Source organism: Saccharopolyspora sp. 7B (assembly GCF_020177435.1).
GTDB lineage: Bacteria > Actinomycetota > Actinomycetes > Mycobacteriales > Pseudonocardiaceae > Saccharopolyspora_C > Saccharopolyspora_C gregorii.
Window position 1 is genome coordinate 26,647 of the sequence record NZ_JAIUKC010000058.1, and the last position, 15,822, is coordinate 42,468.

Annotated in this window: 15 protein-coding genes and 1 pseudogene; 10 read left to right on the forward strand and 6 right to left on the reverse strand. The window is 73.5% G+C overall.

Going from position 1 to position 15,822, the window contains the following annotated elements; translation table 11 throughout:
- Positions 1-33: 33 nt before the first annotated feature.
- Positions 34-711, reverse strand: coding sequence for an LON peptidase substrate-binding domain-containing protein (locus LCD33_RS11185; protein WP_224959599.1), 678 nt, complete (start codon positions 709-711; stop codon positions 34-36).
- 76 nt (positions 712-787) lie between these two features.
- Complete coding sequence (locus LCD33_RS11190) at positions 788-1,447, reverse strand: NUDIX domain-containing protein (protein WP_224959598.1); 660 nt, start codon at positions 1,445-1,447, stop codon at positions 788-790.
- Between the two features lie 136 nt (positions 1,448-1,583).
- Here LCD33_RS11190 and nadA point away from each other — a divergent pair, with 136 nt between their 5' ends.
- The 3 genes from nadA to nadC are packed head-to-tail and all read left to right on the forward strand — an operon-like array spanning position 1,584 to position 5,064.
- Positions 1,584-2,588 (forward strand): quinolinate synthase NadA, encoded by a 1,005-nt coding sequence (gene nadA, locus LCD33_RS11195; RefSeq protein ID WP_224977797.1) that lies wholly within the window; start codon positions 1,584-1,586, stop codon positions 2,586-2,588.
- The gene (locus LCD33_RS11200) at positions 2,585-4,180 is read left to right on the forward strand and encodes an L-aspartate oxidase (RefSeq protein WP_224966861.1); all 1,596 of its coding nucleotides are present in this window, start codon (positions 2,585-2,587) and stop codon (positions 4,178-4,180) included. The genes nadA and LCD33_RS11200 overlap by 4 nt, the downstream gene beginning before the upstream one ends.
- Positions 4,177-5,064 carry a carboxylating nicotinate-nucleotide diphosphorylase gene (nadC, locus tag LCD33_RS11205; protein WP_224959595.1) on the forward strand — a complete coding sequence of 296 codons (888 nt, stop codon included), beginning with the start codon at positions 4,177-4,179 and terminating at the stop codon, positions 5,062-5,064. Before LCD33_RS11200 ends, nadC begins: the two co-directional genes overlap by 4 nt.
- 171 nt (positions 5,065-5,235) lie before the next feature.
- On the opposite strand, the gene LCD33_RS11210 is transcribed toward nadC, so the two are convergent.
- Positions 5,236-6,027 carry a carbon-nitrogen hydrolase family protein gene (locus tag LCD33_RS11210; RefSeq protein WP_224959594.1) on the reverse strand — a complete coding sequence of 264 codons (792 nt, stop codon included), beginning with the start codon at positions 6,025-6,027 and terminating at the stop codon, positions 5,236-5,238.
- 88 nt (positions 6,028-6,115) lie between these two features.
- Between LCD33_RS11210 and LCD33_RS11215 the strand changes: the two genes are divergently transcribed.
- The gene (locus LCD33_RS11215) at positions 6,116-6,742 is read left to right on the forward strand and encodes a GntR family transcriptional regulator (RefSeq protein ID WP_224959593.1); all 627 of its coding nucleotides are present in this window, start codon (positions 6,116-6,118) and stop codon (positions 6,740-6,742) included.
- Here the strand turns inward: LCD33_RS11215 and LCD33_RS11220 are convergent.
- Positions 6,714-8,012, reverse strand: a complete 1,299-nt coding sequence (locus tag LCD33_RS11220) for an MFS transporter (RefSeq protein WP_224959592.1) — start codon at positions 8,010-8,012, stop codon at positions 6,714-6,716. The genes LCD33_RS11215 and LCD33_RS11220 overlap by 29 nt on opposite strands.
- Before the next feature lie 99 nt (positions 8,013-8,111).
- On the opposite strand from LCD33_RS11220, the gene LCD33_RS11225 reads away from it, so the two are divergent.
- Both LCD33_RS11225 and LCD33_RS11230 read left to right on the forward strand, forming a co-directional pair.
- The gene (locus tag LCD33_RS11225; protein WP_224959590.1) at positions 8,112-8,789 is read left to right on the forward strand and encodes a DUF2848 domain-containing protein; all 678 of its coding nucleotides are present in this window, start codon (positions 8,112-8,114) and stop codon (positions 8,787-8,789) included.
- 311 nt (positions 8,790-9,100) lie between these two features.
- A complete protein-coding gene (locus LCD33_RS11230; protein ID WP_224959588.1) occupies positions 9,101-9,262 on the forward strand; it encodes a hypothetical protein in 162 nt (53 codons plus the stop codon).
- A gap of 485 nt (positions 9,263-9,747) precedes the next feature.
- Here LCD33_RS11230 and LCD33_RS11235 read toward each other — a convergent pair whose 3' ends face one another.
- On the reverse strand, positions 9,748-10,689 hold the full coding sequence (locus LCD33_RS11235) for an SAM-dependent methyltransferase (RefSeq protein ID WP_224959586.1): 942 nt from the start codon (positions 10,687-10,689) through the stop codon (positions 9,748-9,750).
- 15 nt (positions 10,690-10,704) lie between these two features.
- A pseudogene (locus tag LCD33_RS11240) lies at positions 10,705-11,832 on the reverse strand (M14 family metallopeptidase); the annotation flags it as partial.
- Positions 11,833-12,314: 482 nt separating this feature from the next.
- Between LCD33_RS11240 and hisD the strand changes: the two are divergent.
- From hisD to LCD33_RS11265, 4 genes are read left to right on the forward strand one after another with little or no spacing between them, the layout of a single operon-like run.
- Entirely contained in the window at positions 12,315-13,643 is a 1,329-nt protein-coding gene (hisD, locus tag LCD33_RS11250) for a histidinol dehydrogenase (RefSeq protein WP_224959582.1), read from the forward strand.
- Positions 13,644-13,665: 22 nt separating this feature from the next.
- Positions 13,666-14,796 (forward strand): histidinol-phosphate transaminase, encoded by a 1,131-nt coding sequence (locus LCD33_RS11255; protein WP_224977799.1) that lies wholly within the window; start codon positions 13,666-13,668, stop codon positions 14,794-14,796.
- Positions 14,793-15,425, forward strand: coding sequence for an imidazoleglycerol-phosphate dehydratase HisB (gene hisB, locus LCD33_RS11260; RefSeq protein WP_224959578.1), 633 nt, complete (start codon positions 14,793-14,795; stop codon positions 15,423-15,425). The genes LCD33_RS11255 and hisB overlap by 4 nt, the downstream gene beginning before the upstream one ends.
- On the forward strand, positions 15,426-15,578 hold the full coding sequence (locus LCD33_RS11265) for a hypothetical protein (RefSeq protein WP_224966860.1): 153 nt from the start codon (positions 15,426-15,428) through the stop codon (positions 15,576-15,578).
- Positions 15,579-15,822: the final 244 nt, after the last annotated feature.

The window sequence follows — 15,822 nt, forward strand, 5'->3', positions numbered from 1 at the left end:
TCGCGGCGCGCCGGACGGCGTTGCGCGCAGCGGTCAGTTCACGCTGGTCTGCTCGGCGAACTCCGCGAACGGTGCCGGGACGGCCCGCAGTTCCCGCAGGAACTGCGCCTCCCGCGCCAGCAGCCGCCGCACGAGCCGCAGCCGGGCCAGCGGATCGGTCTCGGCGAGCAGCGCCTGGCGGTCCTCGGTGCTGAGCACGCAGTCCTCCGCCAGCGCGTAGGAGAGCTCGCCGGGTTCGAGGTCGGCCGCCGCGGGTTCGTAGTGGTCGCCGCGGAGGCCGGTGCCGTGGTAGCGCTCGTGGGCTTCGCGGGCGGCTTCGTCGAGCCTGCTGACGAGCCGCGGGTCCTCGTCGGGTTCGTCGTCGGGGAGCCATTCCACGCGGGCCATCAGGTACGGCGCGGCCTCCCGGTCGATCTGCAGCAGCCGGAACCGGGCCCCGCCCTCCGCGGTGATGTCGTAGCGGCCCTGCGGCAGCTGCTGCACCTGCTGCAGCCGCGCCGAGCACCCCACGTCGTACATCGAGTCGACGTTGTCGTCGCCGACCTCCCAGCCCTGGCGGATGCCGACGACGCCGAAGCGGCGGTCCGGGACGACCTCGTCGACCAGGTCGAGGACCAGCTGCCGGTAGCGCGCTTCGAAGACGTGCAGCGGCAGGTCGGCGCCGGGGAGCAGCACGGTGCTCAGCGGGAACAGCGGGAGCGTGTCGGTCACGACCGCCAACCTACGTCCCGGCCCCGCCGATCGGCCACCACGGCGCACCGGTGAGCTCGGTCGGCGGGGCCGCCGGTCAGGTCCGCTCGGCCGGCGGGCGCAGCACCGCGAACGGATCGGTGATCTCCAGGTCGGGTTGGGTGAAGCGGAACAGCGCGGGCGGCCGGCCCCCGGCGGGTCCGGCGGGCAGGGTGCGGCCGGTGGGTCGCAGCGCGCCGCGGCGGGTGAGGACCCGCTGCAGGTTGGTGGCCGCGACCTCGTAGCCGAGCGCTGCGGAGTAGATGCGGCGCAGTTCGGAGATGGTGAACTCGGCGGGCGCCAGCGCGAACCCGATGTTGGTGTAGGACAGCTTGGCGCGCAGCCGGTCCCGCGCGGCGCGGGTGATGCGCTCGTGGTCGAAGGCGGTGTCGGGGAGGCCGTCGAGCGGGTGCCAGGCGGTGTCGTCGGGGACCTCCGGGTCGACGTCGGCGGGGACCAGCCCGAGGAAGGCGGTCGCGACCGTCCGCCGCCCGGGGACGCGCGCCGGCTCGCTGAACACGGAGAGCTGCTCGACGTGGCTCAGCTTGTGCACGTCGACCTTCTCGGCGAGCTGGCGGCGGATGGAGGTCTCCACGTCCTCGTCGTCGCGGAGCCTGCCGCCGGGCAGCGACCAGCGGTTCCGGTGCGGTTCCCGGGCGCGCTGCCACAACAGCACGTGGAGCAGGCCGTCCTGCGCGCGCAGCACTCCGGCGAGCACTTCGTGAGCGGTATCTCTCCCGTCCGCATGACCTGCGGTGTTACGATGAGGCACGTTTTCGACCCTAAGGCGAAAACTGCTGGGGAGCAAACGGGGGCGCGCGCGACGCGGCGCGCATCGCCGGTGAGGAGGAGAAATGGTGGTCGCCGAACAGCTCGCGCCGTACGCGGGCGTCGAACCGGACCAGGCGTGGGCGCAGGAGGTCCGCATGCTCGCCGACGAACGCGGCGCCGTCCTGCTCGCGCACAACTACCAGCTGCCCGCGATCCAGGACATCGCCGACCACACCGGGGATTCCCTGGCGCTGAGCCGCATCGCGGCCTCCAGCGACGCCTCGACGATCGTGTTCTGCGGCGTGCACTTCATGGCCGAGACCGCGAAGATCCTCAGCCCCGGGAAGAAGGTCCTCATCCCGGACGAGCGGGCCGGCTGCTCGCTCGCCGACTCGATCACCGCCGAGCAGCTCCGCGCCTGGAAGGCCGAGCACCCCGGCGCCGTCGTGGTCTCCTACGTCAACACCACCGCCGAGGTGAAGGCGGAGACCGACATCTGCTGCACCTCCTCGAACGCGGTGGACGTGGTGCGTTCCATCCCCGCGGACACCGAGGTGCTGTTCTGCCCCGACCAGTTCCTCGGCGCGCACGTCCGCCGCGAGACCGGGCGGGAGAACGTGCACGTGTGGGCGGGGGAGTGCCACGTGCACGCGGGCATCAACGGCGCCGAGCTCGCCGACCGCGCCGCGGCGAACCCGGACGCCGACCTGTTCATCCACCCGGAGTGCGGCTGCGCGACCTCCGCGCTGTACCTCGCGGGGGAGGGCACGTTGCCGCCGGAGCGGGTCAAGATCCTCTCCACCGGCGGGATGCTGGACGCCGCGCGCGGCACCGGTGCCGAGTCGGTGCTCGTGGCCACCGAGGTCGGGATGCTGCACCAGCTGCGCCGCGCCGCGCCCGAGATCGACTTCCGGGCGGTGAACGACCGCGCCTCCTGCCGCTACATGAAGATGATCACTCCGGCCGCGCTGCTGCGCTGCCTGCGCGAGGAGGCCGACGAGGTGCACGTGCCCGCCGACGTCGCCGAACGGGCCCGCGCCTCGGTGCAGCGGATGATCGGCATCGGCAAGCCCGGAGGCGGCGAATGACCTGGGAGGCCCGCGCCGACCTCGTCGTCGTCGGTACCGGGGTCGCCGGGCTCACCGCCGCGCTGCGCGCCCGCGAGCTCGGCCTGCGCACCCTCGTGATCACCAAGGACGCCGCGGCGGCGGGCGGTACCGGCTGGGCGCAGGGCGGCGTCGCGGTCGTGCGCCCCGACGAGCACGACGAGGGCGACAGCGTGCAGCGCCACGTCACCGACACGCTCACCGCGGGCGCCGGGCTCTGCGACGAGCGGGCGGTGCGGGAGATCCTCGCCGACGGGGCGGCCGCCGTGGCGCGGCTGCGCGCGGCGGGCGCGCGGTTCGACGGCACCGGCGGCGCGCTGGCCCGCACCCGCGAGGGCGGGCACACCGCGTTCCGCGTGATCCACGCGGGCGGGGACGCCACCGGCGCCGAGGTGCAGCGGGCGCTGTCCGAGGCGGTCGGCACCGGCGGGATCCCCGTGCTGGAGCGGCATTGCGCGGCGGAACCGGTGCGCGGCGACGGCGGCAACCTCGCCGGGCTCCTCGCGCTCGACCCGCACGGCAACCCCGGAGTGGTGCGCGCCCCCGCCGTGCTGCTCGCCACCGGCGGGCTCGGCAGGCTCTACGCCGCGACCACGAACCCCGAGGTGGCCACCGCCGACGGGATCGCGTTCGCGCTGCGGGCCGGGGCCACCGCGGCCGACCTCGAATTCGTCCAGTTCCACCCGACGGCGCTGCACGTGCCCGGCGCTCGCGGCCGCCGCCCGCTGGTCACCGAGGCGGTGCGCGGCGAGGGCGCGGTGCTGCTGGACGCCCGCGGCGACCGGATCATGGCCGGGGTGCACCCGCTGGCCGACCTGGCGCCGCGGGACGTGGTCGCCGCGGAGATCGACCGGCGCATCGCCGAGACCGGTGCCGAGTGCGCCTACCTGGACGCCACCGGCATCCCGGAGTTCGCCGCCCGGTTCCCCACCGTCTTCGGGTCCTGTCGCGCCGTCGGGGTCGACCCGCGGCGCGAACCGATCCCGGTGACCAGCGCCGCGCACTACTCCTGCGGCGGCGTGGTGACCGATGTGGACGGTCGGACCGGGGTGGCCGGGCTCTACGCGGCGGGCGAGGTGGCGCGCACCGGCCTGCACGGGGCGAACCGGCTCGCGTCGAACAGCCTGCTCGAAGGCCTGGTCGTGGGGGGCCGGGCCGCCGCGGCGGTGGCCCGCGACCTGCGCGGCGGGCTGCTCGCGGCCCGCAGGCCGGTGCTGCCGCCGGTCCCGGCCGCCGCCGTCGTGGACCGCGAGCTGCTGCAGCGCACCATGACCGCGCACGCGGGGATCGGCCGCACCGGGGACGGTCTCGCGGCGGCCCGCGCGACGCTGGACAAGGCGGGCATCGTCCGTCCACTACGGACTCGCGAGGCGGTGGAGGACGCCGCTCTGGCGCTCACCGCGCAGGCGCTGCTCGCCGCCGCCGAGGCCCGCACCGAATCCCGCGGCAGCCATCGCAGGCGTGATCATCCGGCGCGCGACGACGTACGCTGGCGGCGCAGCGTCGCGCTGCGCCTGGACGTGTCCGGCTGGCTGTTCCGCACCGACCGAGAACCCCCGAGGAGCGTGGCATGACCCTGTCCGAGGTGACCACCGGCCACCTGCGCGCCGCCGGACTCGACCCGCAGGAGGTCCGGACCCTGGTGCGGGCCGCGCTCGCCGAAGACCTGCGCTACGGGCTCGACGTCACCACCGAGGCCACCGTGCTCGTCGACGCCATCGCCGAAGCCGCCTTCCGGGCGCGCCCCGCCGGGGTCGTCGCGGGCATCCCCGTGGCCCGCGCGGTGCTCGACGAGGTGCTCGGCGCGGACGGCTACAAGGTGCTGCACAGCCGCGGCGACGGCGACATGATCATGCCGGGGGAGAGCGCGCTGAGCGTGCACGCGCCGGTGCGCGGGCTGCTCACCGCCGAGCGCACCGCGCTGAACCTGCTCTGCCACCTCTCCGGCATCGCCACCGCCACCGCCGAGTGGGTCCGCGCCGTGGAGGGCACCGGCTGCCGCATCCGGGACAGCCGCAAGACCCTGCCCGGGCTGCGGGTGCTGCAGAAGTACGCGGTGCGCTGCGGCGGCGGGGTGAACCACCGGATGGGCCTCGGCGACGCCATGCTGATCAAGGACAACCACGTGGTGGCCGCCGGATCGGTGGTGGAGGCGCTGCGGGCCTGCCGCGACCATGCGCCGGAACTGCCCCTCGAAGTCGAGGTGTCCACGCTGGAGGAGCTGGACGAGGTGCTGGAGGAGGGCGCCGAACTCGTCCTGCTCGACAACTTCACGCCGCAGGACTGCGCCGACGCGGTGCGCCGCACCGAGGAGATCTCGCCCGGCACCGAACTGGAGGCCTCCGGCGGGCTCACCCTCGACGTGGCCCGCACCTACGCCGAGACCGGGGTGCACTTCCTCGCCGTCGGCGCGCTCACCCACTCCTCGCCCGCGCTGGACATCGGCCTGGACATGTGACCGGCCGGGCCGCCCCGGCGCGCCGATCAGCACCGCCGGGCGGCCCCGGGACCTGATCGAAACCGCCGGGCCGCCCCACGGCCGATCAGCACCACCGGGCCGCCCCGTGGCCGATCAACACCGCCGGTGCGCCCTGCAACCGATCAGCACCGCCGGTGCGGCCCGGGCCGGTCAGAACCGCCGGTTCGCCAGCACCGGGATGCTGGCCCGCGCCTGCTCGACCGCGGCCGGGTCCAATTCGGCGACCAGCACGTCCGGTGCGTCGCCGAGCTGCGCGTGCACCGTCCCGACCGGCGTGGCCACGGTGCTGAACCCGATGCCGGTCGGCGCCTTGCCGCTGGCCTCGATCCCCGCGGTGCGCGGATCGCCCTGGCCGCACGCCACCACCCAAGAGGTGCTGTCCAGCGCGCGGGCCCGCACCAGCAGCTCCCACTGCTCGCGCTTGCCCTCGCCGGCGCCCCAGGAGGCCGCGGTGACGATCACCGAGGCACCCCGGTCGGCCAGCGCCGCGTACAGCCCGGGGAAGCGCACGTCGTAGCAGGTCGTCACGCCCACACCGGTGCCGCCGATGTCGACCACCAGCGGCTCCGCGCCGGGCGCGACCGTGCGCGACTCGGCGAAGCCGAACGCGTCGTAGAGGTGGATCTTGTCGTAGTGCGCGTCCACGCCCGGCCCGGTGACCAGCAACGTGTTCGCCACCCGCCCGTCGTCGGCCGGGGTGAACATGCCCGCGACCACGACGAGGCCGGCGTCCGCGGCCAGCCGGCGCACCTCGGTGGCCCACGGGCCGTCCAACGGCTCCGCGATCGGCCCCAGCGGGATGCCGAAGCAGGCCATGGTGGCCTCCGGGAAGACCGCGAGCTCCGCGCCCGCCTCCGCCGCCCGGCGGACGCCGTCGGCGACCAGCTCCAGGTTCGCCGCCGGATCAGGGGTGGACACGATCTGGCACAGCGCGACGCGCATGGGTTCCGCCTCTCTTCGCCTCTGCCTGGTTGTATACCAAGGATATGCAAGACTGGGACGGCATCGTCCCGCCGCGCAAGGAGCCGCCGTGACCTCGGGCCGCCAGCTCGCCTACGACCACCTCAAGGACACCGTGCTCAGCGACCCCGCGATGCAGGGCAGCTTCGTCAACGAGCAGTCCCTCGCCGACGCCATCGGCGTCTCCCGCACCCCGATCCGGGAGGCCCTGCTGCTGCTCGCCGCCGAGGAGCTCGTGCAGCTGGTCCCCAAGCGCGGCGCCTACATCGCGCCCGTCGCCGGGCGGGAGATCCGCGAGCTGTTCGAACTGCGCGGGATGATGGAGCGCTACGCCGCGCAGCGCACCCTCGAACTCGGCACCGCCCCGGTCCAGGAGATGAGCGGCGAACTCGATCGGCAGCGCGAGCTGCGCGCCGCCGAGGACGCCAGGGCCTTCATCGACCTCGACCACCGCTTCCACGCCGCGCTGGTGCGGGCCGTCGGCAACGACATGCTCACCAAGAACTACGACGGGCTGCGCGCCCGCCAGGTCCGCGCGGGCATCGTGGCGCTGTTCTCCGCGCGGAACCGGCGCGAGGCCGTCGTCGACGAGCACGACACGATCCTCGCCGCGCTCGCCGACGGCGACACCGCGGCCGCGCACGCCGCGATCACCGCGCACCTGGACGCTACGCAGCACGTGCTGCTCGCGGGCTGATCGCCAACCCGAGCAAGGTCACCGCGCAGGTCGCGAACAGGTAGCAGGCGGGCGCGACCCAGCTGTCGAAGTACGCGAACAACGAGGTGAACAGCAGCGGCGCCAGCGCACCGCCGATCACCCCGGCCAGCGTGTACGCCAGCGAGCAGCCGGTGTAGCGCAGCCGGGTGCTGAACTGCTCCGACACGAACGCCGCCTGCGGCCCGTACATCAGCGAGTGCCACAGCAGGCCGACGACCACGCCCAGCACCAGCAGCGGCGCCGAACCGCCGCCGATCAGCGGGAAGAAGGCGAACGGCCACACCGCGCCGCCGATCGCGCCGATCGCGTACACCCGCCGCCTGCCCCAGTGGTCCGACAGCCACCCCGCGGCCGGGATCAACGCCAGCTGGCAGGTCGACCCGAGCATCACGCCGGTGACCGCCCAGCTCTGCGGGAGCCCGAGCTCCTTCGTCACGTAGGTCAGCACGAACACGGTGAACAGCGCGTAGAGCACGTCCGGGCCGACCCGGGACAGGATCGCGGAGATCAGCGCCCGCGGTTCCTCGGTGAACACCTCGCGCAGCGGCGCCGAGGCCTGGTCGCCGGAGCGCTGCAGCTCGCGGAACACCGGCGTCTCCTCCAGCTTCACCCGGATCCACAGGCCGAAGACCACCAGCACCGCGGAGAGCAGGAACGCGACCCGCCAGCCCCAGGACAGGAACTGCTCCGAGGTGAGGGTGGCGGCCAGCACCGCCAGCACCCCGTTGGCCAGCAGGTTGCCCGCGGGCGGTCCGACCTGGGCGGCGGAGGCCCAGAAGCCGCGCCGCTTGTCGTCGCCGAACTCGCTGGACAGCAGCACGGCGCCGCCCCACTCGCCGCCGATGCCGACGCCCTGGGCGAAGCGCAGCACCACCAGCAGCACGGCACCCCACGCACCGACCTGGCCGTGCGTGGGCAGCAGCCCGATGAGCACGGTCGCGATGCCGGTGAGCAGCAGCGTCGTGACCAGCACCTGCTTGCGGCCGAGGACGTCGCCGAGCCTGCCGAACACGAACCCGCCCAGCGGCCGGGACAGGTACCCGACGGCGTAGGTGGAGAACGCCAGCAGCGTGCCGGACAGCGGGTCGTGGCTGGGGAAGAACAGGTCGCCGAACACCAGCGCGGAGGCCACCGAGTAGGCGGCGAAGTCGTACCACTCCAGGGAGGTCCCGGACAGCGCGGCGATGAACGCCTTGACCAGGTCCTTGCGCGGTGGGCGGGCGGGTGCGTCGGGGAGCGCTTGACTCATCGGCGGTCCTTGTCGAGGCGGTTCGTCACATCGGTCGTGTCGTCCGGCGAATCGGTGATACGAACTGTATACAAGAAGTATGCTGATCGGGAGGGTCTGATGTTTCCGCTTCGTTTCGATGTGGCAGGCACGTCCGTCGAGGTGCCGGTGCGCACCCTGCTCAACGCCGGGTACGCCGGGCGCAGCCAGGACGACGTGGCCGCGCACGTCGCCGAACTCGCCGAGCTCGGCGTGCCCGCGCCCACCCGCACGCCCTGCCTCTACCCGGTCGCGCCCTACCTCGCCATGCAGACCGGCGAGGTGCCCGCGCAGCACGGCCGCACCTCCGGCGAGGCGGAGTGGGCGCTGGTCATCGCCGGGCCCCGAGAGGAGGACGTGCTGCTCACCGTCGCCTGCGACCACACCGACCGGGCGCTCGAAGTGCACGGCGTGGCCTGGAGCAAGCAGGCGGGGCCGGACGTGCTCGGGTCCCGGGCCTGGCGGCTCGTGGACGTCGCCGACCGGATCGACTCGCTGACCCTCAGCGCGCACGTCGGCGGGCGGCGCCTCCAGCACGGCTCGCTCGGCGAGCTGCTCACGCCCGCGTACTGGCTGGACGAGCTGCGCGGGCTCGGCCTGGCCGAGGAGGGCACGGTGCTGCTGTCCGGCACCATCCCGATGGACGCCGAAGTGGACCAGTTCGCGGGCCCGTGGCGCGTCGAACTGGCGGACCCGGCGACCGGCGACGTGCTGACCTGCGAGTACACCGTCCGGCAGCTGCCGGAGCCGATCGCCTAGCGCGCCACTCCCGAGCGCGGTCGCACGATCGTGCCCGATCTCGCGGACCGGTCGGCCGGTGCCGGCCGCCCGGTCGCCGCGGGAGCCCCGCCGGGTGCGCGGGCTGCTTGCCCTGCGGGGGTGTCCGCCGTCATGCTCGGCGGCACCGCGGCGGCCCGGGGCCGGTGAAGCCCGAGGTGCCGCGAAGCCGGGCCGCCACCGGGCACGTGGTCGGAATGTGATCCGGCCGATGTGGCATCGTGACTCCCTGCAAGTTCACGACGCCCCGTCGTGAACGGTGCCAGGAGCAGCACACGAAGAGGGAGACAGACGTGAGCGACAGCGGCGAGGGCACCACTTTCATGCAGTGGCGCGAGCGGGCGCAGTCGGAGGTCCAGGAGGAGCGGCCGCAGCTGCGGGCCGTGCTGATCACGGCCGCGGTCGTGGTCCTGGTCGGCATCCTCGTGGGTGTCGTCGTGCTCCTGCTGTCCTGATCGTTCGTCCGGGCGTTTCGGGGGCGCCCGGATGGTCGGAGCCGGTGTGGGCGCGGTTCTCGGAACCCGCCCGCCGGTCTCGATGGGCCGGGAGGCCGCCTCCGATGCTCGGATGCCGTGAGAATTCTTGGCGGTCGTGGCTGATTCCCACTGGATACAGCCCGATCAAGTGATGACGAACCCGTGTTCGAATCGGAACACTGGGTGTCATGGAATCCACGATCTCGCCCTCGGCGATCGGCCACCGGTCCGCACCGCGCTCTTCCGCGCTGCCCGGGCTCCGCGCGTCCGGTTCCGCCTTCCGGTCCGCCGCGCTCAGATCCGCCGCGCTCGTGTCGGCCGCACTGCTGTCGGCCGCGTTCCGGGCCGCCGCCCTCCACACCGCGATGTCCCGGTACACGGCGTGCCGACGTGGCGCCGTGCGGCTCGTGCCGCCCGCCATACCGGACCGGATGAGCGGAAGCGGCGGTCTCCCGCCGCCCGGATCACGACCGTGCCGACGGTCGCACGCCTACCGCGGACCAGCCGCTGCCCACGGCGGCGCGGACCTCCGCGCCCACCGGGACGTCCGGTCGCCAGTCGACCACCGGCACCACTCCCGGCGGGACCAGCGCCCAACCGGCCATCAGCTCCCCGGCCTGCTCCGCGGGCCGCAGGCTCAGCGGGGTCGGGGTCCGGTCGTAGATGCGCAGCCCCTCCACCACCTGCGTCGAGGTCAAGCCCGCGCCGGAGGCGTGGCTGACCGCCAGCACGCTGCCCGGGGCGCAGGCGTCCCGGTAGGTCGCGAGCACTCCGGTCGGGCCGGATTCGTCCGGGATGAAGTGCAGCACCGACAGCGCCAGCACCGCCACCGGCTCGCGCAGGTCCAGCAGCCGCCGCACCCCGGCGGCGGCGAGCACGTCCGCCGGGTGTGCCAGGTCGGCCTGCGTGACGCTCACCCGCGGCTCCGCCTGCAACAGCCGACGCGCGTGCGCGACCGCCACCGGCTCGTGGTCCACGTAGGCGATCACCGCGTCCGGATCCCCCTGGTGCGCGACCTCGTGCACGTTGCCGACCGTCGGGATCCCCGAACCCAAGTCCAGGAACTGGCGGATGCCGCGCTCCACGCAGAACCGCACGACCCGGCGCAGGAAGGACCGGTTCTCGCGGACTCCGACGCGGGTCTCGGGGAGCAGTTCCAGCTGCTTGCGGGCTGCCCCGCGGTCGGCGGGGAAGTTCTGCGTCCCGCCGAGGAAGTAGTCGTACATGCGTGCCGCGTTCGGCCGATGCAGGTCGAGCTCGCCGTGGATGTCGGCCAGCTCCCCGACGCGTTCGTCCTCGTTGATCGCGAACTCCTTCCCGGCCGGGCCGATGCTCGCGCGCGTACCGCTCGGCCCTTCGAACGGGAAGAGCCCGGACGCCCCACGGGCATCCGGGCTCTCCAGCACCGTGCGAACCGCGGCTCAGGCGCCGGCTTCGCGGAGCACGATGTCCACGGCGCCGTCGTTGCGGGCGGTTTCTCGCTCGATCACGTCACCCGGCGGGTAGAACCCGTCGAGGCCACCGTCGGAGGGGTACATCTCCAGGGTGAACGCGAGGATCTTGTGCTTGCCCCACATCCAGTCGAGGCTGTCGCCGTCGGTGGTGTAGAGGTCGCTGGACTGCTGCGGGGTGTAGCCGTTGGTCTCCGCCATCTCGGTGCCGACCTTCTCGAACCGGTCGAACTCCTCCTGGGTCATCCCCTCGGTCACGTCGTCCTGGGTGTGCCCGAACGGCCACAGCACCAGCTCCGAGAAGGTGTGGAAGTCGATCGCCGACTTGATCTGCTGCTCACCGCCGATCACGCGGGAGTCGATGAAATCGGCCAGCGCCTTCGTCTCCGGCGCGGAGAACGCCTCGGTGCCGCGGTAGGTCTCGTCCTGCGGGTCGTCGCTGGCACCGCCGCAGCAGCCCCACAAGTAACCCCAGTTGCGGTTCAGGTCGGTACCGCTGTCCTGCCGGTTCTTCCGCCAGCCCTGGTACTCGCCGGACTCCACGTCGTAGGTGGAACCGTCCACGTTCACCGACGGGACGATCCACACCTCGCGGCTGTCCACGTTCTCCTTGACCGCGGGGTCGTCGGCGTAGCCGTCGGTGAGCCGGTTCGCGATCTGCAGGCACATCTCGGTGGTGAGGTGCTCGCGCGCGTGCTGGTTGCAGTCGAACAGGACCTCCGGCTCGTCCTCGTCCTCCGCGACGTTGCCGCTGATCTTGAGCAGCGGGATGTCCCGGCCCTCGAAGCTCTCGCCGAGGCTGGACTTGGCGGCGATGTCCGGGTGGTCCGCGACGATCGCGTCGAGCTCGGCGACCATCTCGTCGTAGTTGTGGTACGCCTCGTCGCCGGGCGGGAAGTCCCGCGGCGTCGCCTTCTGCCGCAGCTCGAAGCCCTGCGCGCGCAGCTGTTCCGCCTGCGCCGCGGTGGCCTCCACCGTCGCCACGCCGTCCTTCGCGCCGAGGACCTGGGCGCCGGAGGCGTTGATGTCGGTACGGGTCCGGCTGTCGGTGTTCGGTACCGAGTACACCCCGCTCGGCCCCCCCGCCCCCCCGGCGGGGGGCCCCCCCCGGGGGGGGGGGCGCCCCCCGGGGCGGGGGGGGCCCGGGCCGGGGGGGGGGGCGGCGCCCCCCGGGGGGGGGGGCGGGGGGGGGGGGGGGGGGGGGGGGGGGGGGGGGGGGGGGGGGGGGGGGGGGCCCCCCCCCCCCCCCCCCCCCCCCCCCCCCCCCCCCCCCCCCCCCCCGGGGCCCGAAGCGGGTGCGGCGACGCTCGCCTGGACGGGAAGGAGCAGGGCCAGGGATGCGGCGGCGGCCACCGCCGTTGCTCTGCGCCGTGCGCTGGACATCTGGCCTCCCGATCGATCACGGATGGTGATCACGCGAGCCTCCCCGAGTCACGCACGGTTGGCAACCCACTTACGTCGGAAGCGGCGGATCACCGTTTACCGTTCGTCCGCGGACGTGCGTCGGACGTCGCCGAACAGGGCGATTACCCTGGTGACCGAGCTAGTAGCCGACATCCGCCCGCACTGAGAGGACGCCCATGCTCACCCGTACCGACCTGCGCGGTCGTGTTCCGTCTACCGCCGAGCTGCGCGCCACGCTGCCGCGCGCCGACACGGACGTGGAGCACGTGCTGCACCAGGTTCGGCCGGTGGTCGAGGCGGTCCGCGAGCGCGGTGTCGACGCCGTGCTGGAGTACGCCGAGAAGTTCGACGGCGTGCGGCCCGAGCAGGTGCGGGTGCCCGCCGCCGAGCTGGCCGACGCGCTGGAGCGGCTCGACCCGGCGGTGCGCGACGCGCTGCAGGAGTCCATCGACCGCGCGCGCCGCGTGCACGGCGACCAGCGGCGCACCGACGTCACCACCCAGGTCGTGCCGGGCGGCACCGTCACCGAGCGCTGGGTGCCGGTCGCCCGCGTCGGGCTGTACGCGCCGGGCGGTCTCGCGGTGTACCCGTCGAGCGTCGTGATGAACGTGGTGCCCGCGCAGGCCGCCGGGGTGGAGTCGCTGGTGGTGTGCTCGCCGCCGCAGGCCGAGTTCGGCGGGCTGCCGCACCCCACCATCCTCGCCGCGGCCGCGCTGCTGGAGGTCGACGAGGTGTGGGCGGTCGGTGGTGCCCAGGCGGTGGCGCTGCTCGCCTACGGCGGGCGGGACACCGACGGGGCCGAGCTGCTGCCCGCGGACCTGGTGACCGGGCCCGGCAACGTCTACGTCACCGCCGCGAAGCGGCACCTGCGCAGCGTCATCGGCATCGACGCGGAAGCCGGGCCGACCGAGATCGCGGTGCTGGCCGACGGCACCGCCGACCCGGTGCACGTGGCCGCCGACCTGATCAGCCAGGCCGAGCACGACACGCTGGCGGCGAGCGTGCTGGTCACGACCTCGCCGGAGCTCGCCGACGCGGTGGACGCGGAACTGGACCGCCAGGTGCCGCTGACCAAGCACACCGAGCGGATCCGCACCGCGCTCACCGGTGAGCAGTCCGGCTGCGTGCTGGTCGGCACCCTCGACGAGGGCCTCACCGTCGTCGACGCCTACGCGGCCGAGCACCTGGAGATCCAGACCGCGGACGCCGAGGCGGTGGCCGCGCGGGTGCGGAACGCGGGCGCGATCTTCGTCGGGCCGCACGCTCCGGTGTCGCTCGGCGACTACTGCGCGGGTTCGAACCACGTGCTGCCCACCGGCGGCTGCGCGCGGCACTCCTCCGGGCTGAGCGTGCAGAGCTTCCTGCGCGGCATCCACGTCGTCTCCTACGACGAGCGGGCGCTGCGGGAGGTCGCCGGCAAGGTCGTCGCCCTGGCCGACGCCGAAGACCTGCCCGCGCACGGGCAGGCCGTCACGGCCCGCTTCCCGTCCGGACTCGACCGCTGATCCACACCGCGAAGAGAGAACCATGAGCGACGTGCTCGGCGCCGACGTGGCGCTGACCGACCTTCCGCTGCGCGATGACCTGCGCGGCCGCAGCCCGTACGGCGCCCCGCAGCTGGACGTGCCGGTGCGGCTGAACACCAACGAGAACCCGTACCCGCCGCCGCCCGAGCTGGTGGCCGACGTGGCCGAAGCGGTCCGGGAGGTGGCCGGGACGCTGCACCGCTACCCGGATCGGGACGCGGTGGCGCTGCGGGAGGACCTGGCCGCCTACCTCAGCGGTGCCACCGGCGTCGCGGTCTCGCACCGCAACGTGTGGGCCGCGAACGGCTCCAACGAGGTGCTGCAGCAGGTGCTGCAGGCGTTCGGCGGGCCGGGGCGCAGCGCGCTCGGCTTCGAACCGTCGTACTCGATGCACCCGATCCTGGCCGCGGGCACCCGCACCGACTGGTTGCCCGCACCGCGCCGCGCCGACTTCGGCCTGGACGCGGCGCGGGCCGCCGCGATCGTGGCCGAGCGGCGTCCGGACGTGGTGTTCGTGACCAGCCCGAACAACCCGACCGGCCAGGTGGTCCCGCAGCAGGACCTGCGCGCGGTGCTCGACGCGGCCCCGGGGATCGTGGTGGTCGACGAGGCCTACGTCGAGTTCTGCACCGAACCGAGCGCGATCGAGCTGATCGACGAGTACCCGGCGAAGATCATCGTCAGCCGGACCATGAGCAAGGCGTTCGCGTTCGCCGGCGGCAGGCTCGGCTACCTGGCGGCGGCGCCCACGATGATCGACGCGCTGCTGCTGGTGCGGCTGCCGTACCACCTCTCGGCGCCGACCCAGGCCGCTGCCCGCGCCGCGCTGCGGCACGCGAAGGCGACGCTCGGTTCGGTGCGGGCGCTGGCGGACGAGCGCGACCGCGTCGTCGCGCGGCTGCGCGAACTCGGGTTCGGCCCGGTGCGCAGCGACGCGAACTTCGTGCTGTTCGGCCGGTTCTCGGACGCGCACGCCGCGTGGCAGCGCTACCTGGACGCGGGCGTGCTGATCCGCGACGTCGGCATCGAAGGGCACCTGCGGGTCACCATCGGCACCCCCGAGGAGAACGACGCGTTCCTGGCCGCGAGCAAGGGCCTGGTGGACGCGGTGGACGAGGAGAACACGCGATGACGGCGACCGAGGCGGCGTTCGCGCCGGGCACCCGCACCGGCAAGGTGGAACGCACCACGAAGGAATCCTCCGTGCTGGTCGAGCTGGACCTCGACGGCACCGGGCAGGTCGACATCGACACCACGGTGCCGTTCTACGACCACATGCTCACCGCGCTCGGCACGCACGCCGCGTTCGACCTGACGGTGAAGGCGTCCGGTGACATCGACATCGACGCCCACCACACCGTCGAGGACACCGCGATCGTGCTCGGGCAGGCGTTGCGCCAGGCGCTCGGTGACAAGAAGGGCATCCGCCGCTTCGGCGACGCCTGGATCCCGATGGACGAGACGCTCGCGCACGCGGCGGTGGACGTCTCCGGCCGCTCGTACTGCGTGCTGACCGGGGAACCGGAGCAGTACAACAGCTTCACCATCGGCGGGAACTACCCGTTCGTGCTGAACCGGCACGTGTTCGAATCGCTGGCGTTCCACTCGCAGATCAACCTGCACGTGCGGGTGATCCACGGGCGGGATCCGCACCACATCGCCGAAGCCCAGTACAAGGCGATCGCCCGGGCGCTGCGCGCGGCGGTGGAACCCGATCCGCGGTTCGCCGGCGTCGTGCCCTCCACGAAGGGCGCGCTGTAGATGCAGGCCCTCGGCCCGATCGTGCTGCTGGCCGTCGCGGGCTTCCTCGTCGGCGGCGTCGCCGCGACCTGGAAGACCGCACGCCTGGCAGCGGTGGTGCTCGGCGTGCTGGCAGTGCTGGCGGCGGCGGGTGGGATCGCCTGGTTGCTGTGACAGGGACGTGAACAGCAACCAGGCGAAGAATTGTGGTCCCCTCGGCTTGCTCGGGGGTGGGGTGGCGGAACCTCAGCGGCGTTCTCGCTGCGGGATCGTTTTCACCGGTGGCTCCGCCACAGGAGAAAACGCTGTCCTCGCGAGAACGCCGCTGAGAACCCGCGGCGGTGCCGGTGTCTCAGGTGGTCGCTGCTCAGCGGCTTCGCCGCTGACAGGATGGGAGGCACCGGGCCGGGTTCGGCTG